This is a genomic window from Petrimonas sp. (assembly GCF_963921705.1).
Lineage (GTDB): Bacteria > Bacteroidota > Bacteroidia > Bacteroidales > Dysgonomonadaceae > Petrimonas > Petrimonas sulfuriphila.
Genome location: NZ_OY997410.1, coordinates 663385 through 689608, shown reverse-complemented (window position 1 = coordinate 689608; position 26224 = coordinate 663385). Strand labels below are relative to the sequence as shown.

Sequence of the window (26224 nt, the reverse complement as noted above, 5' to 3'; positions counted from 1 at the left end):
AATATATTATGAAAAAAAAATATTCATTACTGATACTAATGATCATCTTTCTCTTCTCATGTGAAAATAATTTTCTGGATCGTTATCCTTTAGATCAGATTACAGTTCAGAGTTATTGGAAAAGTGTAAATGACTTGGAATTATATCTAAACCAATTCTACACTAATTTCCCCGGATTTACAATTGGCTCGCAAGATGCAGGTATTTTTGTTATTGACAATAATAGCGACAACATGATACCTGTGCAGTTTAATTCAACTTTAGGAGGTACAAGAACAGTTCCGTCAAATGGGGGTGGATGGAATTGGAATAATATCAGGGCAATAAATATTTTCCTTGAAAATTATCATAAATGCGAGGCACCTGAAGAACAATATTTGCCTTTTGTAGGGGAAGCTCAATTTTTTAAGGCTTACTTTTATTTTAATCTATTATCTACATTCGGGGATGTTCCTTGGTATACTAATTCTCTTCAAACAGATTCAGAAGAATTATACGCTCCAAGAACCCCTCGTAACATCGTTGTTGATAGCATCCTTCATCTATTGGATAAGGCTGCTGAATACCTACCGGAAAAAAAGAGGGCTACTCCATTCAGAGTAAATAAAGAAAGTGCTTTATTATTTAAGTCTAGGGTTGCTCTATTTGAGGGGACATGGGAAAAGTATCATGATAACAGTGTATTTGGAGTTTTAAATTCAGATCCAGTTAAATACCTGAAACAAGCTGAGGAAGCTGCAAATGCTTTAATCCAAATGGGAACATGTGAAGTCTATTCCAGTGGTGATCACAGTTCAGATTATATCAATCTTTTCAACAGGAACGATTATTCAACTATTTCAGAAATAATTTTATGGAAAAAATTTGACTTTAGTTTATCTATGGGTCACAGTGTCTACTTGACAACTTACAACGGACATGGTACCGGTCTATCAAAATCTCTAGTTGAAGATTACTTATGCGTAGACGGTAAACCCATTGCTTTAAGTAGCTATTATATGGGAGATGAGAGTTACATTACTGCAACACAAAATAGAGATTCAAGATTATCACAGACACTATTTATGCCTGGTGATGTTGTTACTATCAGAGATGGTGCTGTTTTAGCCACTTTTGAGAAACCGGATTTATTTGAAACAGCATTCTATGTAAATACCACAGGATATCAAATTGAAAAGGGACATAGACCGGTAAAATATACTTCAGCAGATTTCAATGACTCCGACAATGCATCTATCATTTTTCGATATGCAGAGGCATTACTTAATTATGCAGAAGCAAAATCTGAATTAGGGACAATTAATCAGCAGGACCTTGATCTTACTGTAAATTTGCTAAGAAGAAGAGTTGGAATGCCTGATATGATATTAGAACAAATTAGTAATTGGAGCGATCCAAACTGGAGTTTTCCAAGTCTTTCCCCTATTATCAATGAGATTAGGAGAGAGAGACGCATTGAGTTAGCTTGTGAAGGGTATAGAAACAATGATTTGAGAAGATGGAGAGCACATTCTTTAATAGTGGGTATAAAACCGATGGGTGCTAAATTCATACATCAAGATTATCCCGAAATTGTTATAGGAAAAGACATTTATGTAGAAGAAAATGGATATATTGATCCTTATCAAAAGTCTCTTCCAAACGGTTGGCAATTCAATCCTGAAAGAGACTACTTATCTCCGTTACCTAGTGATGAATTAACTTTGAACGAAAACCTTGAACAAAATCCGGGATGGTAAATAATTCACTCCTATACAACAATGAAATTATTGTTGTATAGGAGTGAATAAATAATAACTTACAATCATTTTCCCTTTGAAGGTATCATTTTTTTAAAATATTTGAAATGAAATTAAAAATTTTGTCATCAATCGTCTTTTTTTTAGTACTCGAAAGTCTATACTCTCAAAATGTAAATATTTATTCTGATTTTCCAACAGGTAACATTCTCATCGAAAAAATAAAAAACGACAGTATCTGGGTAAGACCTGATCTTCGAGATACTGAAGGAGATTGGTTCTATTGGTGTTTCGCCGTAGACAATGCCAAAGGTAAAACGCTCTCTTTTCTGTTACCAAACCTCAATAAGCTCACAGCAAAAGGACCTGCTGTCAGTTATGACAGCGGGTATACTTGGGAGTGGTTATTCCCGGACACATTGAGTTTTAGAAGTGAGTCATTCCAATTTTCATTTGAAAGCAATAAAGAGGTCAGATTTAGCATGGGGATGCCATATTCACAAAGTCGATTTCAAACATTTATCGAAAAATATTCGTCAAATCCATCTTTATCACTCGATACACTTACACTCACAGAGGAAAATAGACCGATTGAGAAAGTAATCATTAGGCCAAAAAATAAAGCCGAATATAAGGTATTAATCACAGCCAGGCATCATGCTTGTGAGATGATGGCCAATTATGTTATAGAAGGAATGATAGACGAAATACTAATGAATAAAAAGTTAGGAAGCAACATTGAATACTGTTTTATCCCATTCATTGATATTGATGGTGTTGAGAACGGTGATCAGGGAAAAAACAGGTTACCAAGAGATCATAATCGAGATTACAGTGGAGAAGCTGTTTATAACTCTACAATAAAACTAAAAGAATGGTTTCCCGAATGGTCGCAAAACATGACCACCATATGCATTGACATCCATTGTCCCTGGATAAGAGGTGATGGAAATGAACATATCTATTTACCCGGTTCTCAATTCTCTGAGATGGCAGAGGAGCAATCAAAATTTAGTAGACATTTAACTCAAACAAACAGTGGAGAGCTTAAAGTTTCAAATAATCTTATATATCCCTTTGGCTATGGCTGGAACACACATCAAAATAACTCGAAAGGGTTTTCTTTTTCTAAATGGGTATCAACATTTGAACATGTTAAACTTGGTACAAGTATTGAGTTTCCATATGGTGTAAATGTTAAACAAACCATAACCCAACAAAACGCCAGTAATTTCGGTAGAGACTTTATAAAGGCAGTAAATGAATACTTGTATAACGAGTAAATAAAAAATAAAATGATTAAACTAAAATTATCAATAATTGCTGTAATATTTATTCTAGGTCCTTTTGAAGCAATAAATGCTAAGGATGGTAAGATAATATTAAACCAGCCACAATTTCCCTTTATATTTGAATTAAATATTGGAGAAAAACAGACAATAGATCGTACATATAAAAATACAACACTTCAAAAGACAATAAAACTAATATCGTTTACTCCCTTTTATGAACCGAATTATTGGTTTAAAGAAACACATCCGGTAAATTTTTATCAGTTTAATGTAGAAATTGAAGTAAATGGAATACCAGTTACCCTTTTTTATAGACCTTACCAAATGCCTATAAATTTTGAAGGTCTAAGAATATACGTTGAAAATATTAAGCTGATGGATGAGAGTGCTCTTTACAATAGGAAAGATGACATGGAGAAACAGGTAAGATTATCTGTCTGTCTCAAAGATGAACCTTGGGGTCCAGAAAACATTATTTTCCCAATAAACGATTACTTATGGCACTCGTCAGTATACAACAACACTTGGGGAGCACTTGTTCCTTTTAATCAGGTATATTATCATAGAGGTGAAGATTATGGTGCAATTCCTGACAAATTTGATGTTGTATCTCCTATAGATGGAATAATAATTGAGACACCTTTACCTGATGGAGATGGGAGTTCAAATACAATCTGTATTGAAAATGAATATGGATTTACATGGCGTATGTCACATATGAACATAGAACATATAGATAACAGATATCAGGTGGGAGCAAGGGTTAGAGCAGGTACCATCGTTGCAAAAACAGGAATGACGTGGGATGGTGCAAAAAAACAACATTCCGATCCTCATTTTCATACAGATATTTCAATCAAGAAAATCAATCTGGCCTCTTTTCCTTATCTTATGGAGTCATATTTAAGAAAATATAAAGATCCAATAGTTGCGATTGCCGGAGGATATCGATTTGCTATTCCTGGACAAAAAGTGGTTTTGGATGCTTCCCGTTCGATCGTAAAAAATGGAAATATTTTTAACGTCAATTGGAAATTAAGTAACGGTAAATTAGCAGATCAGGAGCAGGTTGAGATTGTTTATGATAAACCTGGTCTGTATGCAGAAGAACTGATAGTTGAAAACGACAAAGGAGAAAAAGACCGGGATTTTTTGTATGTCAAAGTGTTTGATTATGATCATAAATATGATTTTACTTACGGCTGGGCATATTATTATCCTACCCGTAACATCAAAACAGGTGATACTGTTTTATTTTGGAACCGAATGATCAACACAGATTCTGATGTAAAAATTAATTTTGGAGATAGCTCAAATTGGGTTACAGTCAAAAATGAAATAACTCATGCTTATAAATCAAAAGGAAGATATGTTGTTACACTGCTCTCAGTGAACGAAAAAAAAGAACCTGCAACATTAAAGATGGAGGTTATTGTTGAATAGAAAGAAGGTATCCATCTCTAATACTTTCATCAATGGCGTGTTTTGAATTCACTGAAATTTTGAAATATTTCCATTTTCAAAAGAAAAAATAAAAATGAAACAGAAACAACTTTTTATTGTACTCACTGCTATATTAATGGTTTGTATGAGTTTACATGCGAAAGGCCACCGAGAAATGATGGTCAGAGAAAGAGAAATGATCGTAAAAGAAGAAGTATGTGGTTTTGGGAATCCTGCTGATAGGATCGAAAATACGCAGAATATCCATATTGATACAGATTTCTTCGGAGGAAATATTATCGTTGAAAGAACGAGCAGTACTAGTACGCAATATTATGAGATATTCTTTAATGATACCATTTCTATAAGGCCTGACCTTAGAGACACTGAGGGGGACTGGTTTTATTGGTGTTTTCGAGTTAGTGGAGCAGCTGACCAAACATTTCATTTTGAATTCCCCGGTAAATATTTAGGATCTTTCGGACCAGCTTATAGTAATGATAATGGTAAGACTTGGCACTGGCTATACAACAAAGTTCAGAAAAAACTTAATGATTTTTCTTTCACTTTTGGTGAAGATGATCATGAAGTGTACTTTTGTATCGCACCGCTTTATACACAAGCAGATTTCGATAGATTTATATCTCAATATGAAAGCAATCCCTATATTTCAAAGCATTCTTTAACAATATCTGAAAAAGGCAGAAATGTTGAAGAGATTCACATTTCTCATCCTCAAAAAAGGCCTAAATACAAGGCCGTTATTACATGCAGGCATCACGCATGTGAAATGACGGCAAGCTACGCTCTTGAAGGTTTAATAAGTGCTGTATTAGACGAACCTGATTATGAATGGCTCCGACAAAATGTTGATTTTCTGATTGTACCATTTGTCGATAAAGATGGAGTTGAAGAGGGTGATCAAGGAAAAAACAGAAGGCCGCATGACCATAATCGAGATTATTCTGGTGAGAGTATTTATAAAAGCACAAAAGCATTAAGAGAAAGAATCCTACAGTGGAGTGATGGGAAATTAAAGGTTGCTTTAGATATGCATTGTCCTGTCTTATCGGGTAGATGGCACGAAAACATTCATTTTGTTGGTTTTAACGAAAAAAAACCAGATAACGAACAGCAAAAATATGTAAACATTCTTTATAAACGGCAAAAAGGAGAATTGAGAATGAATCCTGAGAATTTCATTCTCGCTTATGGAACTGATTGGAATGTCCCAAGCACGTGGAGCAATGGAAATTTTTTTAGGGAATGGGTATCTACTGTTGAAGGAATATCTCTTGCTACTTCGCTTGAGCTTCCTTATGCAAACAATGAAGGACAAATGGTTACACCTCAAAATGCAAGATTATTTGGTAAAGACTTGGCTGATACAATTCAGTTCTATATGCAAGAATCAATGAAATGAAATGAAATGAAATAAATAAAACTTACATAATCCAACATATATATATGATTATTTCGTATCTAAAAAAACCATTATGAATTCACTAAAATTTACATATGAGATCCATGAGAATTATAAATAAAATCGGTTCAATATTTATATTCAGTACATTATTTTACTTCAGTTCTTGTATAAACCAGAGAAATGAAGGCAATAAATGGTGCCAGGTAAGTGGTATCTACCCCCATCTGGCATATTACAACAATGAGGGAGAGTGCGGCACAGGAGCTGTTGTCCCCTGGGCCGACAGGTTGTGGGTAATCACCTACGGACCGCATCTTCCCTTCGGTTCTTCCGACAAGCTCTATGAAGTAACTCCGGACCTGGAACAGATAGTCCGCCCGGAAAGCGTCGGGGGGACACCGGCCAACCGGATGATCCACAAGGAAAGCAACCAGCTTTTCATCGGTCCCTATGCGATCGACCAGGAAGGTGGCGTCCGTACAATTCCCTATGCCGTAATGCCTGGAAGACATACCGGAAATGCCCGACATTTGATCGATCCGGCAAATAAAATTTATTACGGGACGATGGAAGAGGGATTTTACGAAGTGGATGTAAACAGCCTGGAGCCAAAAATGCTTTACGAAGACGGGAATGTTAGTCGCAAAGCAGGAGAGATGGCCCAGGAGGCCGCACTCTTGCCAGGTGCCCACGGTAAAGGATTATACTCCGGCCAGGGCGTGATGGTCTATTCCAACAACGGGGAGACCGGAGAAGCGGCCCTCAGGCAATTCGACATCGAGGCGGGAGGGCTTTTTGAATGGGACGGCAAGGAATGGAAGCTCGTTCGCCGCAACCAGTTTGTTGAGGTTACAGGCCCCGGAGGAATATACGGCAACTCAAACCCGGAGACCGACCCGATATGGGCAACCGGATGGGACCATAAATCCGTCTTGCTGGCGGTGAGGAATCCGGAAACGGGGTGGGATTTTTTCAGGCTGCCAAAGGCCAGCCACAGTTACGACGGAGCCCACGGATGGAATACGGAGTGGCCCAGGATACGGGACATCGGAACCGGGGACAACCCCGATTACCTGATGACCATGCACGGCATGTTTTGGCAGTTCCCCAAATCGTTTACAGCCGGCCAGTCATCCGGTATCCGACCGCGGTCGGCCTACCTGAAAGTCATCGGCGATTTTGCCAGGTGGAACGGCCAACTGGTCTTCGGATGTGACGATTCGGCAAACAGGGAATTCCTGAATAAACGCAAACACAAAGGAGGGATCGAGGGACCCGGACAGTCGAACTCCAACCTGTGGTTCACCTCCCTCGACAAACCCGACCGGCTGGGAACAACCACGGCCGCGGGATCCGTCTGGCTGAACGACCGGGTACAGGCCGGGGACGTTTCCGAACCTTTCCTGTTCGCAGGATGGCCCGGCCGCGGAGCCTGGATTCACAACGGGGGGGAGACCCCGGCCGTATTCGTTCTCGAGGTGGACAGGGAGGGAACACGGAACTGGAGCGAGTTGAAAACCGTCTCCCTCGCCGCGGGAGAAAGCAGCTTCATCGAATTCGATCCCCGGGAACCGGGCGAATGGATCAGGGTCAAGGCCAACACTCCCGCCCTCGCCACGGTCAGCTTCAATTACTCCGGGGACGAGAAGCGCACCGCTTCCGCCTCGCCCCTGTTCAAGGGAATCGCAAAAGTAACCCGGAACAGGACAACCGGCGGACTGCTCTACGGCCTGGGCGACAACCGGCGGGCACTGGGGGTAGCGGCCGTCACATTCGAGGACGGGAAAGCCTCGGAAACCGGATATTACGAGCTGGACAGCCGGCTGAACCTGATAAAAAAGGAGGACCCGCAAACCCACGCGTTCATCAGGGAAAAATTCGCCGTCCCCGAAAAGGTGATCGACGTGCAGGAATCGTCGGTGCTGGTCGTGGACGACAAGAACCGCAGGTGGAGACTGCCCCTGGGAGACGGGCGCTACAAACAACTTACCGATGACGCGCAACTGCGTATCTGTCGGGAAGTGGCCACCGAAAGGGACCTCTTCCATTCCTGCGGCACTTTTTATGAGCTGCCGGCGGAAAACGCGGACGGGTTCGCCAAGATCAGGCCCATTTCATCACATGACTTCAGGATTCACGATTACGCATCATACCGGGGACTGCTGGTGATGACGGGCATTGAGCCCGAGGCGAAGGCGGGGGAACATGTTGTACGCTCGGACGACGGAAAGGCTGCCGTGTGGGTCGGCGTGATCGATGACTTGTGGGAGCTGGGAAAACCCGTGGGACATGGCGGACCCTGGAAAAACAGCCGCGTGAAGCCCGGAGAGCATTCCGACCCCTACCTGATCGGGTTTTACGACGAGCGCAGGCTCGAAATATCCCACGACGCCCGCGAAACGGTAACTTTCGTCATCGAGACCGAACCCGTGGGACACGGACCCTGGATGACCTACAAGAAAATAACCGTCAAGCCGGGTGAAACTTTCAACCATCAGTTCCCAACTAATTTTCAGGCCCGATGGATACGTTTTTCTGCAGACAGGGACTGTTCCGCAACCACCTGGTTAGAGTACAAATAAAAAAAGAGATGAAATTCTCCTGTAACAAATAAATTAATATTTAATGAAACAGAAATCCATAAAAGCTATCTTATTGTTTTCTTTATCTTTCCTCTGCATGGTGTCATCCCATGCTCAGTCAATTTTCATTGAAGCGGAGAGTTTTCAAAACAAAGGAGGGTGGGTTGTCGACCAACAATTTATGGATCTGATGGGGTCTTCCTACCTGATGGCACATGGCCTGGGCACTCCGGTGAGCGATGCAACCACAACGGTGAATTTCGCCAAAACCGGAGAATATACCGTTTTTGTCAGAACGTACAACTGGACATCTCCCTGGACCACTAAAGAAGGTCCCGGCAGGTTTCAATTGACAGTAAACGGAAGAGCCTTAAACAACAAAATTTTAGGTACGAAAAGCAATACCTGGGAGTGGCAGGAGGTCGGTAAAGTAAAGATAAACTCCAAGACTGTCACCATTGGATTGCGTGATCTGACAGGTTTTAACGGCCGTTGTGACGCTATATACTTTACTATGGACAACGTTTTACCTCCTAATGAACCGGAAGCGTTAACAGCCTTTAGAAAAGAGAAACTGGGGTTACCGGAAGTTGTACCCAATGCAGGAAAATTTGATTTTGTGGTCGTCGGAGGAGGAGTTGCCGGCACTGCCGCTGCGCTCACCGCTGCCCGGCAGGGCCTTAAAGTTGCCCTCATCCAAGATCGACCGGTTTTGGGAGGGAACAACAGTTCAGAAGTCAGGGTACACCTTGGAGGCAGGATCAACCTCGATCCCTACCCCAAACTTGGAGATGTGGTCAATGAAATTGCCCCTCTCAGGGGAGGCAACGCCCAGCCAGGAGATTACTACGAAGATGAGAAAAAACTGGAGATGGTCAACGCAGAGAATAACATCAGCTTGTTCCTTAATTTCAGAGCATTTAAAGTTGAAAAAGAGGGAACAACTATTCGGACAGTATTTGCCAAGCATATTGAAACAGCCGAAGAATTAAGCTTTTCCGCACCACTTTTTGCGGATTGTACCGGAGACGGGACGATTGGCTACTTAGCAGGTGCTGATTTTGCCATGGGAAGAGAAAGTAAAGCTGAATTTAATGAAGCTACCGCTCCCGAGGAAGCGGATAAAATGACCATGGGATCATCTGTCCAGTGGTACTCAAAAGAAGGGGACAAAAGTTCCGATTTTCCGGAATTTAACTACGGAATTGACTTTAATGAAACAAACGCTCAAAAAGTAACCATGGGTGAATGGACCTGGGAGACGGGCATGAACTTTGATCAAATATCCGATTTCGAGAGAGTAAGGGACTACGGTATGCTGGTAGTATACTCGAACTGGTCCTACCTGAAAAACAAAAGTTCATTCAAAGAAGAGTACAAAAATAGGTACCTGGATTGGGTAGCTTATATTGCAGGAAAAAGGGAATCACGCAGGCTAATTGGCGATATGGTGTTGACAGAACAGGACATTACCGATTTCGTAATCTATCCTGACGCCTCTGCACCAACAAGCTGGACGATTGATCTCCATTACCCCGATCCAAAAAATACAAAGCATTTTCCCGGGGCTGAGTTTAAATCGATTGCGGTTCACAAAACCATACATCCTTACCCCATACCTTACCGTTGTTTTTATTCCCGAAACGTGGATAACCTTTTTATGGCAGGAAGAAACATCAGCGTTACACACGTGGCGCTAGGTACCGTGAGGGTTATGCGTACAACCGGTATGATGGGCGAAGTGGTGGGAATGGCTGCTTCGGTTGCTGCTAAAAACAAAACAAACCCTCGCGGTGTTTATCAGAAACACCTGGATAAATTACAACGACTCATGACAGTGGGTGCCGGCAAGTACAACATCGAGAATATACAGAATTATAATTTAGGAGGAACCTTAGGGCCAAAAAAAATAAATCTTCAGATTCCACCTTATGACAAAGACTAAATTAGCGATACTCATTTTTTTTTCTTCTCTATTCTTGGGCGGATACAATTATTCTCCCGGTGATTCCTTTAAAACAGCTTTCCCTTCGGAAGATTTTCTCAATATGAAGGGAATAGCTGTTTCCCACGTTATAAAAAATTCCAGCGATAGTCTGTCTGACAATAAAATCGTAGAATTGCAGGATGAAAACGGACTTACCATCTGGTTTGGCCGCTATTTTTACAAAGATATCTGTATAACAGGAATATGCCGGATGGTCAAATTGTGGATATTTTGGGACGGTGTCGGGAATTATTTAGGCATACAACTGGATGAAAAAGAACCGTTGACAAAATCTGACCACACTCCTTTCGAACCACAGGATTATATCCGGTTGGACGAAATTCTGGGGGATACGGTTTCAATTTTAAAAGAACTTCAATACGAGGATCTCGTCATTGAAGATGGGCCTCAGCCCAACATCGATGATATACCTGAAAAGGATCTATTTGAAGTGGACGGCTACTCAAGTGCTACATTGCCATCCTTGAAAGAATATGTGATCAAGGATGCCGTGTTCACATGTTACACATTGTGGCATACGGTGTATGGTGAAACAAAAGTGAACATAGATGATATACTGAAAGGGAGGATTGATTCTAATTATCTGAACAAATTACTGAACGGAAGTGAAAATCAAAAACTGTTTGCTCTTGAGATAATTAGGCAAAACAGTTCTTTTTTCTTCGAATTTAACTCCCAATTACTCCCCCTGATTGCTTCTCAAAACAAGAATATTTCTGAAAAAGCACTATCTGTAGTAACTCCTCAGTATCTGAGTAATTCAGAGAATCAACTTAGGTTTATTGAGTTAATGGATCATTCTTTGCCGGAAACAAAATACGAAATAATTTATAAATTACAGTTGATAGACAATATATCCACTGATGCAATTATTCTTTTAATCGATAAATACGCAACTGGAAAAATAAGCGCAGGAGGGCTGAATCAAATTTTTAAAATTATTTCTAAACAGATAGTCACCAACAAAAATATCCTGAATAACAACGAGATAGAATCTCGACTGGTTCAACTGTCAAAACATTCGGATCCCTACACCGCCAATCTTACTAAAAACTTTTTAAAGAGCACCAGATGATTACATTTATTTTGTCCCTGGCCATCCTTTTAGCCGGTTACATTTTTTATTCCAGATACCTGGAACGGCTGATGGAAGCCGACTCCGGGAGGCCTACCCCGGCCATATCCATGAGTGACGGGGTCGACTTCGTTCCGATGCCCTGGTGGCGCGTTCTCCTTATTCAGTTCCTGAATATTGCCGGTCTGGGTCCCATCTTCGGTGCCATTGCCGGAGCGTTGTGGGGGCCCGTCGCGTTCGTGTGGATCGTTCTTGGAACCGTGTTTGCGGGGGCGGTGCACGACTATTTCTCGGGCATGCTCTCGGTGAGGCACAACGGGCTGAGCATAACCGAAGTCATCGGCATCTATCTGGGGAATGAGGCAAGGCAGCTGATGAGGGTGTTCACGATAGTGCTGCTGGTGCTTGTGGGAGTCGTTTTTATTTCGGGCCCCGCCGGTATCCTCGCCAGCCTGACACCCGCCACCCTCGATTTCAGGTTCTGGGTTTGGGCCATCTTCATCTATTATATCCTGGCGACCCTGTTGCCCATCGACAAGATCATCGGAAAAATCTATCCGGTTTTCGGATTTGCCCTGCTGTTCATGGCTGTAAGCCTGATGATCGCCCTGATAATCAAAGGCTATGCCATCCCGGAGCTGACCTCCGGGAACTGGCAGAACTTTCATTACGACAAGGAGAAATTCCCCATTTTCCCCATGCTGTTCATCACCATAGCCTGCGGCGCCATATCCGGTTTCCATGCCACGCAATCGCCCCTGATGGCCCGCTGCATGAAAAACGAGAAGGAGGGACGGAAAGTATTTTACGGGGCGATGGTCATCGAGGGGGTCGTGGCCCTTATCTGGGCGGCGATCAGCATGAGCTTCTTCGGCGGCATCCGGGAGCTGGGCGAGGTGATGGTGGCGCAAAAGGGGAACGCCGCCTGGGTGGTGAATGAAATCTCCAACTCCCTGCTGGGAAAAGTCGGGGCGGTACTGGCCATACTGGGAGTCGTGGCGGCGCCGATCACTTCCGGGGACACCGCTTTCAGGAGCGCCAGGCTTACCGTCGGAGACCTGTTGGGGTTCAACCAGAAGCCGGTAAGGAACAGGCTGGTCATCACGATTCCGCTCTTCGCCGTGGGATTTATGCTTACAAAGATAAACTTCGATGTGGTCTGGCGCTATTTTGCCTGGTCCAACCAGACCCTGGCAACCGTCGTTCTCTGGACCATAACGGTCTACCTGTTCCAGAAAAGAAAAACGTACTGGATAACCCTGCTCCCCGCCCTGTTCATGACTGCCGTGGTGACAACCTACATCATGCTTGCACCCGAAGGGTTTGCCCTTTCAAGACCCATCTCCTACGGAACAGGATTCGCTGTCACAGCCCTGTTTTTTTCGATGTTTCTTTTCTATACAAAAAGTCACACAAAAAGAGGATGAATATTGCTGCAACAGGAATACACATTATTTATTAACTCAAATACATCACACTGTACATTATTTTGCATAACTTTGATGCGTCAACAATATTTAAGATTCAGATGATTAATGTTAAAGAATATTTGAGAAACATGTTATAAATCAATGTTCCAATTAAGCTTATATTACACCTTAAACCATTTTGATACATTCAATCAATAACAGTATTTGGATAAAATTTAAATTATTTATGGAAAACAAAAACAAGAAGATTCAACTATCCGCCATGATGTTCTTCCAGTTCTTTATTCAAGGTTCATGGTACGTGACCATGGGAACCTATTTGGGAAGGACCCTCGACTTTTCCGGAGTTCAAATCGGCCTGGCCTACAGCACCGCCGCCATAGCAGCCATCATCTCACCGGTGATCGTGGGAATGATCGCCGACCGGTTTTTCTCGGCAAACAGGGTGCTGGCATTCCTGAACATCGTGGGGGCAGTACTGCTTTTTTCCCTGACCCGCATCGAATCGTTCTCCTTGTTTTTTCCCGTCTTGTTGCTCTACAGCGTCTGCTTTATGCCCACCATGTCGCTGACCAACTCCATCTCGTTCGCAAACCTGGGGAATCCGGCCAAGGAATTTTCCAAGATAAGGCTTTTCGGCTCGTTTGGGTGGATCTGCTCCGGGCTTCTGATCAGCGCCCTGAAGATTGAACCCTATTCCACCCCTTTCCTGATCGGGGCAGGCATCTCCCTGCTGGCCGGAGTATATGCGTTGACCCTGCCCCACAACGCTCCCGTGCGGACCGTCGAGAAAGCGGGCGTACGCCAACTGCTCGGGTTCGACGCGTTCAAACTGACCAGGGACAGGTCTTTCCTGGTCCTGCTCGTCTTCTCGGCGCTCATCTGCATCCCGCTGGCATTCTATGACTCCTTTACAAACCTTTTCATTACCGATGTGGGGATCGAAAATGCCGCCGCCGCCATGAGCCTCGGCCAGGTTGCCGAAGTGATCTTCCTGTTCACTTTCCCCATCTTCTTCCTCAAGTTACGCTACAAGGGAAGCATCCTCGCCGCCATCGCGGCATGGATCCTGATGTACGGGCTGTTCACGCTGGGGGCGCACACCGGACAAAACGGATTCATCTTCGCCGTATTGCCCCTCCACGGTTTCTGCTTCACTTTCTTTTTCGTCGCCGGCCAGCTCTTCGTGGATGAGAAAGCTCCCTCCTCGCTGCGCAACTCCGCACAGGGGCTCATCGCCTTTGCCACGTACGGGGTAGGCAAATACCTCGGCACGTTGATTGCCGGAAACGTGGTGGACCTCTATTCCGAACAGGGAAAGTACGACTGGATATCCATATGGACGGTTCCTTTCGTCATGGCAATCATTTTCCTTGCCGGGTTCCTGTTCCTGTTCAGGGAAGATGTCAGGGACCGGGTAGCGGTACAGCGGACATGACTTCCGAAGCTATTTTCAAACTAATTTCAACTACGTAAACATTGCATAATTATGAAACAGAGAAAACTGAAAATGGGCATGATCGGCGGCGGCAGCGATGCCTTTATCGGGGCCATACACCGTCGTGCTGCCTTTATGGACAACTACATTGAGCTGGTTTGTGGCTGCTTCAGCGTCAATCCTGAAATCTCCAGAAGCTCAGGCAGGGAATATTTCCTCCCGGATCACCGGATTTACGACTCCTACCGGGAGATGTTCGAGAAGGAGATGGAGCTGCCTGCCGGAGAACGGATGGATTTTGTAACCATAGTCACACCGAACAAGTGGCATTTTGAACCCGCTATGATGGCATTGCAAAGAGGGTTTCACGTGGTTATCGACAAACCGATGACTTTTTCACTGGAAGAGGCCCTCAAGCTGAAGGAGAAGGTGGAAGAGACGGGACTGGTTCTGGCGCTGACCCACGTATACTCGGGATATCCGGCAGTCAAGGAGGCAAAGGCAAGAATCGCAAGCGGAGAACTGGGTAAACTGCGCAAAGTATACGTGGAGTATACCCAGGGATGGCTGTCGCAACGCATAGAGCTGCAGGGAGGGAATAATGCCGGATGGAGAACCGATCCAAAGACCACGGGCAAGGCCGGTTGCATGGGCGACATAGGAACGCATGCCTGGCACCTGGCAGAATACGTTACCGGTCTAAAAGTGCTGGAGGTGTGTGCAGATCTGCAAACGTACGTGGAGGGACGCCCGGTGGACGACGACGGGGCATCCCTGCTGCGAATGGAAGAGGGGGTTACCGGAGTGCTGATGGCTACCCAGATAGCTACCGGTGAGGCAAACAATATCCGTCTGCGTGTGTATGGCGACAAGGGCGGACTGGAATGGAGGCAGATGGATTCGAACAGGTTGATCCTGAGGTGGGGAGACAGGCCAGCCGAGGAACTATACATGGGAAACAATGAATTTCTAAGCGACCTGGCAAAATGGAATACACGAACGCCTGCCGGGCATCCCGAAGGGTTTATAGAAGCTTTTGCCAATATTTACCGCAATTTCGCCCTGGCCGTCGTGGCCAGGGAAAACGGAGAAAAACCGAACGGACTGGTTTCCGACTTTCCATCCGTATACGACGGGGTAAGGGGAATGCAATTCGTAGAAATGATGGTACAATCGGGAGGCGATAATCATACAAAATGGCAGAAATGGATTGAATAGCGAATATTCACGAGATGGCAAAACTTGACCTTGTTAAATAAATGATGCATAACAAACAAAAAAAATATAACCATATGAAAAGAGAGAACAACTTAACGAGAAGAACATTTCTTAAAACTTCGGCTGTTGCCGGAGCAGCAGGCGTGATCGGGACCGGAACGACGGGTTTTTTAACCTCTTGCAACGGTGAGAAAAAGGATGTGACGGTTCCCCTGAAAGAACCCGGAACGTACTATGTGCCGGAGTTGGTGGACCTGGCTACAGACGGAAAAGAGTTGAAAGCTGGTGTTGTCGGTTGCGGAGGAAGAGGATCGGGCGCCGCCATGAATTTCCTGAATGCCGCTAACGGTGTTACGATCGTGGCGTTGGGCGACGTGTTCGAAGACAAGGTGAACGGCCTGGCCGACAAGCTGAAAGCGGAAAAAAGCATCGATGTGCCGGCCGACAAGCGTTTCGTGGGCCTGGATGCGTACAAGCAGGTCATTGACAGCGGGATTGATATCCTGATCGACTGCACGCCGCCGTTTTTCCGCGCGGAACATTTCAAGTATGCCGTGGAACAGGGCAAGCATTGTTTCCTGGAAAAACCGGTTTGCGTGGATTCGGTGGGATACCGCACCATCGTGGCGACAGCCAAACAGGCCCAGGCCAAGAATTTAAGCGTTGTCACCGGAACGCAGCGCCACCACCAACGCTCATACGTTGAGTCATACAAACAGATCATGGGCGGCCTTATCGGGGAGATCACCGGGGGAGCCGTCTACTGGAACCAGAGCATGTTGTGGTACCGCGACCGCCAACCCGCCTGGAGCGATTTCGAATTCATGGTCCGCGACTGGGTGAACTGGAAATGGTTGTCGGGAGACCACATCGTGGAACAGCACGTCCACAACATCGACGTGTTTACCTGGTTCAGCGGGTTGAAACCGGCGAAAGCAGTCGCCTTCGGCTCCCGCCAGCGCCGCGTGACCGGAGACCAGTACGATAATTTCAGTGTGGATTTCACCATGGAGAACGGGATCCACCTGCACAGCATGTGCCGCCAGATTGACGGATGCGCCAACAACGTGAGCGAATTCATCCAGGGAACAAAAGGTTCGTGGACAAGCCAGGGCGGGCACGTGATCAAGGATCTGGCCGGAAACGTCCTCTGGCAATACGACGGTGAGGCTGAAAAGGCGAACTTCAAGCAGACCGACCCCTACACGCTGGAACACGTGAACCTGATTAACTGTATCCGGGCAAACACCCCCATCGAACAGGCATCCGAAACGGCAGTTTCCAACCTGGCAGCCATCATGGGACGCGAGGCGGCCTACAGCGGCCAGGAGACCACCTGGGACGCCATGGCGGCGGCTCCCCTGGATTATACCCCGGCAGACCTGAACATCGGCAAGATGGACATGAAAGGCTTTACTGTCCCTGTGCCGGGAAGTGCCAAATAAAAGAATAAATACGTTATAATCATGACGATAGACTGGTCGACTAAACATCAATTCGAAAAATGATAAAAATCATCTCTGTCTTTTTTGCCTGTATTATTACCTTGTCTATCTATGCCGGAGATTCTGGTTCGATTTTCATTGAAGCGGAGAGTTTTCAAAACAAGGGAGGATGGGTGGTAGATCAACAATTCATGGACCTGATGGGATCATCCTACCTGATGGCACATGGCCTGGGTACTCCCGTGAGTGACGCAACCACAACGGTGAACTTCGCCAAGACCGGAGAATATACCGTATTTGTCAGAACGTACAACTGGACATCTCCTTGGACCACTAAAGAAGGCCCCGGCAAGTTTCAATTGACGGTAAACGGAAAAGTATTAAACAACAAAATCTTAGGTACGAAAAGCAATACTTGGGAGTGGCAGGAGGTCGGTAAAGTAAAGATAAGCTCCGGGACAGTTACCGTTGGTTTGCGTGACCTGACCGGTTTCAACGGCCGTTGCGATGCTGTATACTTTACTATGGACAACATTTTGCCTCCTAACGAACCGGAGGTTTTGACGGCCTTTAGAAAAGAAAAACTGGGATTACCTGAAGTTGTACCCAAAGCAGGAAAATTCGATCTTGTGGTTATCGGTGGAGGAGTAGCCGGCACTGCCGCCGCGCTCACCGCTGCCCGGCAGGGCCTTAAGGTAGCTCTCATCCAGGATCGGCCAGTTTTGGGAGGGAACAACAGTTCAGAAGTCAGGGTACACCTTGGGGGTAGGATTAACCTCGATCCCTACCCGAAGCTAGGGGATGTGGTCAACGAGATTGCCCCTCTCAGGGGAGGTAACGCCCAGCCGGGAGATTACTACGAAGATGAGAAAAAGCTGGAGATGGTCAATGCTGAAAAAAACATTAGTCTGTTTCTTAATTTCAGAGCATTTAAAGTTGAAAAAGAGGGAACAACCATTAAAACGGTATTTGCCAGGCATATCGAATCCTCTGAAGAATTAAGCTTTTCTGCGCCCCTTTTCGCGGATTGCACCGGAGACGGGACAATCGGCTATTTCGCAGGTGCCGATTTTGCCATGGGAAGGGAAAGTAAAGCAGAGTTTAATGAACCGACCGCTCCCGAGGAAGCGGATAAAATGACCATGGGATCATCTGTCCAGTGGTACTCAAAAGAAGGAGACAAAAGCTCCGATTTTCCGGAGTTTGACTACGGGATGGACTTTAATAAAACAAACGCTCAAAAAGTAACCATGGGTGAATGGACGTGGGAGACGGGCATGAACTTTGACCAGATTTCCGATTTCGAGAGGGTAAGGGACTACGGCATGCTGGTGGTATACTCGAATTGGTCCTATCTGAAGAACAAAAGTTCATTTAAAGAAGAGTACAAAAACAAGTATTTGGATTGGGTAGCGTATATTGCGGGAAAAAGGGAATCACGCAGGCTAATTGGCGATATGGTGTTGACAGAACAAGACATTACCGATTTCGTAATCTACCCTGACGCCTCCGCACCAACAAGCTGGACGATTGATCTCCATTATCCCGATCCAAAAAACACGGAGCATTTTCCCGGCGCTGAATTTAAATCGATTGCGGTTCACAAAACCATACATCCCTACCCCATACCTTACCGTTGTTTTTATTCCCGAAACGTGGATAACCTTTTTATGGCGGGAAGAAATATCAGCGTTACACACGTGGCGTTAGGTACCGTGAGGGTTATGCGTACAACCGGTATGATGGGCGAAGTGGTGGGAATGGCTGCCTCGGTCGCTGCAAAAAATAAAACAACACCACGCGGTGTTTATCAGAAACACCTGGATGAATTACAACGGCTCATGACAAAAGGAGCGAGCAAATATAACATCGAAAACTTACAGAATTATAATTTAGGAGGAACCTTAGGGCCAAAAAAAATAAATCTTCAGATTCCACCTTATGACAAAGACTAAAGCAATAAATACAATTAAACTATCACAACAATGAACTATTCAAGAAGAAAATTTATCAAAACTGCAGGACTGGCTACTGCCGGAACAATTATCTCTTCCAGGGTCGCCTTGGGGTCTAACTCCATCTGGACGTCCAACAGCAACACGCTGAAAGTGGGGCTGATCGGTTGTGGTGGCCGCGGGACAGGTGCCGCAGGAGAAGCATTGAATGCCGATCCGAACGTCATCTTAACCGCAATGGCGGATGCTTTTGAAGATCAGCTGCAAACATCATTCAACACCCTTAAAGAAAAGTACGGGAATAAAGTGCAGGTGCCGGAAAGCAATAAATTCGCCGGTCTCGATGCCTTCCAAAAATTGATCGACTCCGATGTGGATGTTGTCCTGCTTGCCGCGCCCCCCTGTTTCAGGCCTCAACACCTGGAAGCAGCCGTTAACGCCAACAAGCATGTCTTCTGTGAGAAACCCTTTGCCGTGGACGCTCCCGGTTTACGAAGGGTGATGGATGCCGCAAAGAAGGCCAAGGCAAAAAACCTGTCCCTGGTTTCCGGATTCTGCTGGAGGTACCATCAACCCAAAAGAGATACCTTCGGAAGGGTTCTGAACGGTCAGATCGGAGAGATCCTGGGTGGGGAGGCAACTTACAACACCGGTGAACTGTGGTTCAAGGAAAGACAACGCGGCTGGTCAGACATGGAGTACAAACTCCGTAACTGGCTTTATTACAACTGGCTTTCGGGAGACCACCTTATTGAACAGGCCATCCACAGTATCGATATGTTCTCCTGGGCAATGGGGGACAAAGCTCCGCTGAAAATCAGCGGTACCGGCGGAAGGCAAAAGAGAACCGATCCGAAGTTCGGAAATGTATACGACCATTTCGGACTGACCTACGAATATGATAACGGCGTGAAAATATATTTCTTCTGCCGTCAACAAGCGGAAACAACCCCTTCCTATGCGGTTGAATTAATTGGAAAGGACGGTAGATGCTACGTAGACTGTCGAACCGGCGAACATAAAATTACCGGAAAAAACGCGTGGAACCTGGCTGACGCGACAAAATTCACAGATGCGGAAGCTTACAAGCAGACAAAGGTAAGAGGCATGTACCAGGTGGAGCACGACGAATTGTTTGCTTCCATCCGGGCAAACAAGCCGATGAACGACGGCGAGTGGATGACACGCTCCAACCTGCTCGCTCTGGCCGGCCGCATGGCTGCCTACTCGGGACAGACCATCACCTTTGACCAGGCGCTGAACTCATCGGAGGTATTGTTCCCGGGAGATATTTCCTGGGATACAAAGTACGACCTTCCCATTGCGATACCGGGGGTTACAGCATTTAAATAAACCAACATGAACAAAAGAGATTTTATCAAATCGGCAGCGGTGATGGCGGGAGTTTCTGCCATCACCCCGTTTGCAACCGTATCGGGCAAAAATAAAACACCATCTGCTGCGGCACAGCAAAAATCCAAGGTGTCGTTAAAAAAAGCGTTGGTCTTCGGGATGATCCAGGACAAGGGTTCACTCACGGACAAGTTCAAGATTGCCCGGGATGCGGGTTTTGACGGAGTTGAGCTCAATAGTCCGACCGACCTTTCCTTAACCGATCTCCTTCAGGCAAAACGGAATGCCGGCATAGAACTGCCCAGCGTGATCAATAAGGACCATTGGTCAAAACCATTATCGGATCCGGATCAACAAATCAGGCAGCAATGCATTGAATCGGTGATCAAGTCAATGCATGAAGTGAAAGAACTGGGTGGAGACACCGTATTGGTCGTTCCAGGCGTAGTGAATGAAAAGGTATCCTATGAACAAGCTTACATAACCTCGCAAAGCGCGATCAGAGAACTGATTCCCCATGCTGAAAAAACGGGTGTGCAAATTGCCCTGGAAAACGTTTGGAACAACTTTATCCTCAGCCCCGTAGAAGCAAAGCGATTTATCGATGAACTCAACCACCCGCTGGTCGGCTGGTATTTCGATATCGGAAATGTGCTCCGGTACGGATGGCCGGAACACTGGATCCACACCTTGAAGTCCCGTATCATGCGGCTGCACATCAAGGAGTTCAGCCGTGAGAACATGAACTCGAAAGGATTAAGGGAGGGCTTTAAGGTAGAACTCCTTGAGGGAGACAACAACTGGCCGGTGGTCATGAAAGCCGTACGGGACACTGGCCATAAAGGAGGTTGGCTGACCGCTGAAGTTCCCGGTGGAGATTTAACGCATTTAAAGAAAATCTCCGCACTGATGGACAAGATTATCTCCTTTTAAAAAAGCAGAATACAACCAAGCACCTATCCCCATCCGTAATGAAGAGATAACGGAAGATCTAAAAAAAGTAGCATAAACACTGATCGATCGCGTTTTTATATCACAAGTTTTTGTAAATTTGAAGTGTAAATCGTGCAGAAAAATATACCGGCAAAACAACTTATACCTAAATTACATCATATGCAAAACAGACGCGAGTTTCTAAAAAAAATGGCCATAGGCACTGTTGCCTTGAATTCGGCCACTTCCCTGCTCCATGCAGCAGGAAGCAAACCAGCCAAAAACGTGAAATTATCGGTATCACCCAACTCTTTTATCAATATCGGCCTGATCGGCAAGGGAGGCATGGGAACCTCAGACACCCTTACCGCATTAACGGTTAAAGGCGTTAAGCTTGTTGGGGTTTGTGACTTGTACGATAAACGGTTAAAAGATGCCAAGGCGCAATGGGGAAATGAAATTTTCGTTACGAAAGATTACCGGGAAATTCTTCTGCGGAAAGATATCGACGCGGTAATTATTGCTACTCCCGACCATTGGCATCAGCCGATTGCCATTGAAGCGATGAAGGCCGGGAAACACATCTATTGCGAAAAACCAGTCATCCATAAGCTGGCAGAAGGAAAAGGCCTGATCGAAGCGCAGAAAAAAAGCGGAGTCCTTTTCCAGGTAGGCAGTCAGGGCATGGCCTCCCTGGGAAACAGAGCAGCCCGGTTGCTGATTCGGCAGGGAATTATCGGAGCGGTTAATTTTGTTGACGGGCAGTTCACTTCAGCTCCGGGCATGCTAAATGCCTTTACCGCACCCGATGATGCCTCTGAAGAAACAATCTGGTGGAGCCGTTTTCTGGGAAACGCGCCTAAAATCCCATTCAACCCCCACCATTTTTTTGAATGGAGAAACTGGAAAGATTATGGTACGGGCATAGCAGGAGACCTGTTTGTACATGTCCTCTCAAGCATTCACTATATCATGGATGCAATAGGCCCGGAAAAGGTATATACCACCGGAGGAATACATCACTATACCGACGGTTCACGAGATACGCCCGATATCATGCTGGGATATTTCGATTATCCCGACAGGAATAACACAGGAGCTTTTACGGTGCAGCTGGGAGCCAATTATGTGGATGGCGTATCCAAAAAGTGGGGAAGCATGGATTTCAGGATTGTCGGCTCAAAAGGTTCATTGGACGTGGGCTGGGATAAAATTGTACTGAAAACAACCGGGGATGTCAATACCAAAGATTTTGAAGCATTGGGGGAATTGGGACAGGAGTTTGATGCTCCCCGGAAAGTATCCTCCCGTGAGTATGTTTTCAATGCGAAGAAAGGGTACAAAGGAGGACATTATGACCATCATTTCAATTTTTTCAATGGAATCAGGAACAATACACCGTTGACGGCAGACGTCCTCTTCGCAGTCAGAACTGCAGCACCTGCACTGCTGAGTTACGAAAGCTATTTACGCAACGAAGCAATCAAATGGGATGCTCAGAAACTCAAAATAAGAAAATAGATAAGCTGCAAAAAATTATTAGCCGCAAGATTTAAGTGTTTTTGTAACACTTGTGAAGATTTAATTAATATTTTTGCACTATCAAACATAAAGAAACATAACATGAAAAGAACAATTCCTCTGATCCTGATGTCCCTGATCGTATGCGGTAGACCGACCGCCGGCATGCTATCTGCCCAGGAGCAGTCAGACCGTTATGCGGAAATCATCAACCCTAAACTGTTGCACATCAACCGCGAAGAGCCGCGGTCAACATTCTCTTCATTCACAGATCTAAAGGAAGCCCTTGCTGCCGGTTACATATCCAAAGGAAGCGATGTGGTGCTACTGAACGGGAGTTGGAAGTTTCATTACACCGACCGGTTCAGTCAACGCCCTAAAGAAGGCTTTCAGAAGGCTGATTTTGACGACAGCGGATGGAACGATATCCGGGTGCCGGGCAACTGGGAGGTGCAGGGATTTGGTGTTCCCATTTATGTGAATACCACCTACGAATTCACCTCTCCGGGCCACACACCCTACTGGGATAGGCCCAATCCCCCACTCGTTCCGGAAGAATTCAACCCCACGGGAACCTATCGGAAAACATTTACCCTTCCCGACAACTGGCAGGAAAAGGAGATCATCCTCGTTGCAGATGCAGCCAGAGGAGCAGCCTACTACTACCTCAACGGGGAGTTCGTCGGCATGAACAAGGAGGGCAAGCTACCGGCACGATTCAACGTGACCGATCAGGCAAAAGCGGGAGAAAACGTGCTGGCGGTACAGATTCACCGCTGGAGCAGTGGTTCCTACCTGGAGTGTCAGGACTTCTGGCGGCTCTCGGGGTTTGACCGCGATGTCTACCTCTATGCCCGTCCCAAGCTACACCTGGCGGATATCTTCGCTCATCCGGGCCTCGATGCCAGCTACACCAACGGACAGTTTGCGCTCGATATCACCGTAGCTTCCCCCGAAAGAAACACCCGCCCATTCACTCTCACCTACACCCTGTCGGACGAAGCCGGCAAAAAAGTGGCCGGCGGATCCCTCACTGAAAAAGTTTCCGAAAGAGCATCCGTTCGCTTTGAAGAGATGATACCCGGCGTGAAAAAGTGGAGCGCCGAGACACCCCACCTCTATACGCTAGCCGTTGAGCTGATGGATGAAAAGGGAAGCACCCTCGAAGCGACAGCCCTGAAAGTAGGTTTCCGTACAGCAGAAATTAAAAACCGCCAGTTCCTAGTGAACGGGCAGCCGATACTGTTGAAAGGGGTGAACCTGCATGAACACAACGAACATACCGGCCATTACGTCACCGAAGAGTTGATACGCAAAGATTTCGAACTGTTCCGCAAATACAACGTCAATGCCGTGCGTACCAGCCACTACCCGCAACCGGAACTCTTCTACAGGCTGGCTGACGAATACGGGATCTACGTGATCGACGAGGCCAACATCGAAAGCCATGGGATGGGATACAACCTCCGAAAAGGAGGTACGCTGGGAAACAACCCGCTCTTTCTGGAAGATCACCTGAGCCGCACCTCCGGCATGGTGGAACGGGACAAGAACCACCCCTGCGTCATCACCTGGTCACTGGGCAACGAGGCTGGTAACGGATACAATTTCTACGAGACCTATCGCTGGATCAAAAGCCGCGACACCTCCCGCCCCGTGCAGTACGAACGGGCTGTAATGGAGTGGAACAGCGATATCTTCGCACCGATGTACTCCGATCCCGATGAGATCGAGCGGTACGCCAACGATCCCGCATCCGACCGCCCCCTTATCCTCTGTGAGTACGCTCATGCCATGGGAAACAGCCTGGGCAACTTCACCGAATACTGGGACATCATCCGGAAGTATCCCCTGTTGCAGGGAGGCTTTATCTGGGACTGGGTAGACCAGGGACTGGTGAAGAACGATGAGAAAGGGAGCCGTTTCTGGGCCTACGGAGGCGACTACGGGCCAACAGGTACTCCCAGTTCGGGTGACTTCTGCATCAACGGTGTGGTCTTCCCCGACCGGAGCGTGAAACCACATACCGAAGAGATGCGCAAGGTGTACCAACATGTCTGGTTCCGCAATTTCAACCCGGTGGACGGGTCGGTAGAACTCTTCAACGAGCACTTCTTCTCCGATCTGAGTAATTACCAGATTACATACAGCATCAAAACCGAAGGAAAGGAACTGGCCCAGGGGGGGCTGCAGGCAGAAGCAGCTCCACAGGAGGCCGTAAAGGTAGCGGTACCCGGCTGGGCCCGTTACGCCGGACGCAAAGAGCAGCTGACCGTCAACTTTACGGTCACACAGCAGAAGGAGGAACGGCTGATCCCTGCCGGCTGGGTGGTAGCCCGTAACCAGTTTGTGGTCAACGATTACTCTGCCCGGATAACCGGGAAGCTGAAAGCAGCCGGAACAGAAGAGACAGAAACCTCGGTGATCGTAAGCGGCCGCCGTTTCAAGGCTGTCTTCGACAAACAGACCGGGCTGCTCACCTCCTACCGGGTGGACGGCACCGAATATATCGAAAACGGTGCTGGTCCCCGTCCCTTCTTCTGGCGGGCTCCCATCGATAACGATTACGGCGCACGGCTTCCTAAAAGGCTCTCCGCATGGAGAGAGGCCAGCTACCGGGAACTCAGGGCGGAAGGCCTGAAGATCACCCGCGGCGAGACAACAACCCTCACCTACCGCTACAGCTACCCCGAAACCGGGGCCAGCAACGAAGTGACTTATACTCTCTATGACAACGGCACCCTCCATATCTCCAACCGGTTCGATGCCACCAACTCAGATACAGAAATGATACCCCGTATCGGTATGCGGATGCAGCTCACAGGAGAGCTGGTGCAAGCGGATTATTACGGCAGGGGCCCCTGGGAGAACTACGCCGACCGAAAAAGTTCCGCCTTCCTCGACCGTTACACATCACCCATCAACGAAATGGTAACCCGCTACGTGTTGCCGCAGGAAAACGGACATCATACCGATACCCGCTGGCTGGCACTAACCCGGAAATCGGGTAATGGACTGCTCTTTGTAGCAGACGACCTGTTTGAGTTCAACGTGTCCAACTACCTGCTGGAGACGATCACCAACGGAGAATCGCTCAACAACGACGCACCGGCAGGAACTGCGCCCCGGAACAAGCATATAAGCGACTACCGTCCGTCGGATGTGGTGGACCTCTTTATCGATCACCGCATGCAGGGTGTGGGAGGGAACAACAGCTGGGGCAAGCTGCCGCTGGAAGAGTACCTGATCCGCCCGGGTGAAGCTTCGGCCACCTACGGTTTTACGCTGATCCCCATCAGGAACAGGAAAGAGGTTGAACGCCATATTTTAAGTTCTTCAACCGAAAATTAACTATCTTTGGCATTA

At 46.5% G+C, this 26224-nt stretch carries 16 protein-coding genes; all 16 read left to right on the top strand.

Features of this window, described 5'->3' with window-relative positions:
- Positions 1–8: 8 nt before the first annotated feature.
- The 16 genes from AACM02_RS02895 (at position 9) to AACM02_RS02820 (ending at position 26209) form a co-directional block, all read left to right on the top strand.
- Positions 9–1739 (top strand): RagB/SusD family nutrient uptake outer membrane protein, encoded by a 1731-nt coding sequence (locus tag AACM02_RS02895; protein WP_339116023.1) that lies wholly within the window; start codon positions 9–11, stop codon positions 1737–1739.
- A 107-nt stretch (positions 1740–1846) separates the two neighbouring features.
- The gene (locus tag AACM02_RS02890) at positions 1847–3022 is read left to right on the top strand and encodes a M14 family zinc carboxypeptidase (protein ID WP_339116022.1); all 1176 of its coding nucleotides are present in this window, start codon (positions 1847–1849) and stop codon (positions 3020–3022) included.
- Positions 3023–3034: 12 nt separating this feature from the next.
- Complete coding sequence (locus AACM02_RS02885; RefSeq protein WP_339116021.1) at positions 3035–4474, top strand: PKD domain-containing protein; 1440 nt, start codon at positions 3035–3037, stop codon at positions 4472–4474.
- 94 nt (positions 4475–4568) lie between these two features.
- Positions 4569–5897 carry a M14 family zinc carboxypeptidase gene (locus tag AACM02_RS02880; RefSeq protein WP_339116020.1) on the top strand — a complete coding sequence of 443 codons (1329 nt, stop codon included), beginning with the start codon at positions 4569–4571 and terminating at the stop codon, positions 5895–5897.
- Positions 5898–6001: 104 nt separating this feature from the next.
- Positions 6002–8482, top strand: a complete 2481-nt coding sequence (locus AACM02_RS02875) for a hypothetical protein (protein ID WP_339116019.1) — start codon at positions 6002–6004, stop codon at positions 8480–8482.
- Between the two features lie 97 nt (positions 8483–8579).
- The gene (locus AACM02_RS02870; protein ID WP_339117417.1) at positions 8580–10427 is read left to right on the top strand and encodes an FAD-dependent oxidoreductase; all 1848 of its coding nucleotides are present in this window, start codon (positions 8580–8582) and stop codon (positions 10425–10427) included.
- The gene (locus tag AACM02_RS02865; RefSeq protein WP_339116018.1) at positions 10414–11565 is read left to right on the top strand and encodes a hypothetical protein; all 1152 of its coding nucleotides are present in this window, start codon (positions 10414–10416) and stop codon (positions 11563–11565) included. Before AACM02_RS02870 ends, AACM02_RS02865 begins: the two co-directional genes overlap by 14 nt.
- Entirely contained in the window at positions 11562–12992 is a 1431-nt protein-coding gene (locus AACM02_RS02860) for a carbon starvation protein A (RefSeq protein WP_339116017.1), read from the top strand. The genes AACM02_RS02865 and AACM02_RS02860 overlap by 4 nt, the downstream gene beginning before the upstream one ends.
- 181 nt (positions 12993–13173) lie before the next feature.
- Positions 13174–14433 carry an MFS transporter gene (locus AACM02_RS02855; protein WP_339115903.1) on the top strand — a complete coding sequence of 420 codons (1260 nt, stop codon included), beginning with the start codon at positions 13174–13176 and terminating at the stop codon, positions 14431–14433.
- A gap of 51 nt (positions 14434–14484) precedes the next feature.
- Positions 14485–15651, top strand: coding sequence for a Gfo/Idh/MocA family oxidoreductase (locus tag AACM02_RS02850; RefSeq protein ID WP_339116016.1), 1167 nt, complete (start codon positions 14485–14487; stop codon positions 15649–15651).
- A 74-nt stretch (positions 15652–15725) separates the two neighbouring features.
- Positions 15726–17096: a Gfo/Idh/MocA family oxidoreductase gene (locus tag AACM02_RS02845; protein ID WP_339115905.1), complete on the top strand. Its 1371-nt coding sequence runs from the start codon at positions 15726–15728 to the stop codon at positions 17094–17096.
- Between the two features lie 59 nt (positions 17097–17155).
- Positions 17156–19051 (top strand): FAD-dependent oxidoreductase, encoded by a 1896-nt coding sequence (locus AACM02_RS02840; RefSeq protein WP_339116015.1) that lies wholly within the window; start codon positions 17156–17158, stop codon positions 19049–19051.
- A 30-nt stretch (positions 19052–19081) separates the two neighbouring features.
- Complete coding sequence (locus tag AACM02_RS02835; RefSeq protein ID WP_339116014.1) at positions 19082–20404, top strand: Gfo/Idh/MocA family oxidoreductase; 1323 nt, start codon at positions 19082–19084, stop codon at positions 20402–20404.
- 6 nt (positions 20405–20410) lie between these two features.
- Positions 20411–21337, top strand: a complete 927-nt coding sequence (locus AACM02_RS02830; RefSeq protein ID WP_339116013.1) for a sugar phosphate isomerase/epimerase family protein — start codon at positions 20411–20413, stop codon at positions 21335–21337.
- A gap of 180 nt (positions 21338–21517) precedes the next feature.
- Positions 21518–22858: a Gfo/Idh/MocA family oxidoreductase gene (locus tag AACM02_RS02825; protein ID WP_339116012.1), complete on the top strand. Its 1341-nt coding sequence runs from the start codon at positions 21518–21520 to the stop codon at positions 22856–22858.
- Positions 22859–22987: 129 nt separating this feature from the next.
- Complete coding sequence (locus AACM02_RS02820) at positions 22988–26209, top strand: glycoside hydrolase family 2 TIM barrel-domain containing protein (RefSeq protein ID WP_339117416.1); 3222 nt, start codon at positions 22988–22990, stop codon at positions 26207–26209.
- Positions 26210–26224: the final 15 nt, after the last annotated feature.

Excerpts from the sequence above, each read along its gene's own strand:
- AACM02_RS02890 (WP_339116022.1), top strand. The coding sequence starts at position 1,847 with ATGAAATTAAAAATTTTGTCATCAATCGTCTTTTTTTTAGTACTCGAA.
- AACM02_RS02845 (WP_339115905.1), top strand. The coding sequence starts at position 15,726 with ATGAAAAGAGAGAACAACTTAACGAGAAGAACATTTCTTAAAACTTCG.
- AACM02_RS02895 (WP_339116023.1), top strand. The coding sequence starts at position 9 with ATGAAAAAAAAATATTCATTACTGATACTAATGATCATCTTTCTCTTC.
- AACM02_RS02885 (WP_339116021.1), top strand. The coding sequence starts at position 3,035 with ATGATTAAACTAAAATTATCAATAATTGCTGTAATATTTATTCTAGGT.
- AACM02_RS02820 (WP_339117416.1), top strand. The coding sequence starts at position 22,988 with ATGTCCCTGATCGTATGCGGTAGACCGACCGCCGGCATGCTATCTGCC.
- AACM02_RS02830 (WP_339116013.1), top strand. The coding sequence starts at position 20,411 with ATGAACAAAAGAGATTTTATCAAATCGGCAGCGGTGATGGCGGGAGTT.
- AACM02_RS02835 (WP_339116014.1), top strand. The coding sequence starts at position 19,082 with ATGAACTATTCAAGAAGAAAATTTATCAAAACTGCAGGACTGGCTACT.
- AACM02_RS02860 (WP_339116017.1), top strand. The coding sequence starts at position 11,562 with ATGATTACATTTATTTTGTCCCTGGCCATCCTTTTAGCCGGTTACATT.
- AACM02_RS02880 (WP_339116020.1), top strand. The coding sequence starts at position 4,569 with ATGAAACAGAAACAACTTTTTATTGTACTCACTGCTATATTAATGGTT.
- AACM02_RS02875 (WP_339116019.1), top strand. The coding sequence starts at position 6,002 with ATGAGAATTATAAATAAAATCGGTTCAATATTTATATTCAGTACATTA.
- AACM02_RS02840 (WP_339116015.1), top strand. The coding sequence starts at position 17,156 with ATGATAAAAATCATCTCTGTCTTTTTTGCCTGTATTATTACCTTGTCT.
- AACM02_RS02870 (WP_339117417.1), top strand. The coding sequence starts at position 8,580 with ATGGTGTCATCCCATGCTCAGTCAATTTTCATTGAAGCGGAGAGTTTT.
- AACM02_RS02865 (WP_339116018.1), top strand. The coding sequence starts at position 10,414 with ATGACAAAGACTAAATTAGCGATACTCATTTTTTTTTCTTCTCTATTC.
- AACM02_RS02850 (WP_339116016.1), top strand. The coding sequence starts at position 14,485 with ATGAAACAGAGAAAACTGAAAATGGGCATGATCGGCGGCGGCAGCGAT.
- AACM02_RS02825 (WP_339116012.1), top strand. The coding sequence starts at position 21,518 with ATGCAAAACAGACGCGAGTTTCTAAAAAAAATGGCCATAGGCACTGTT.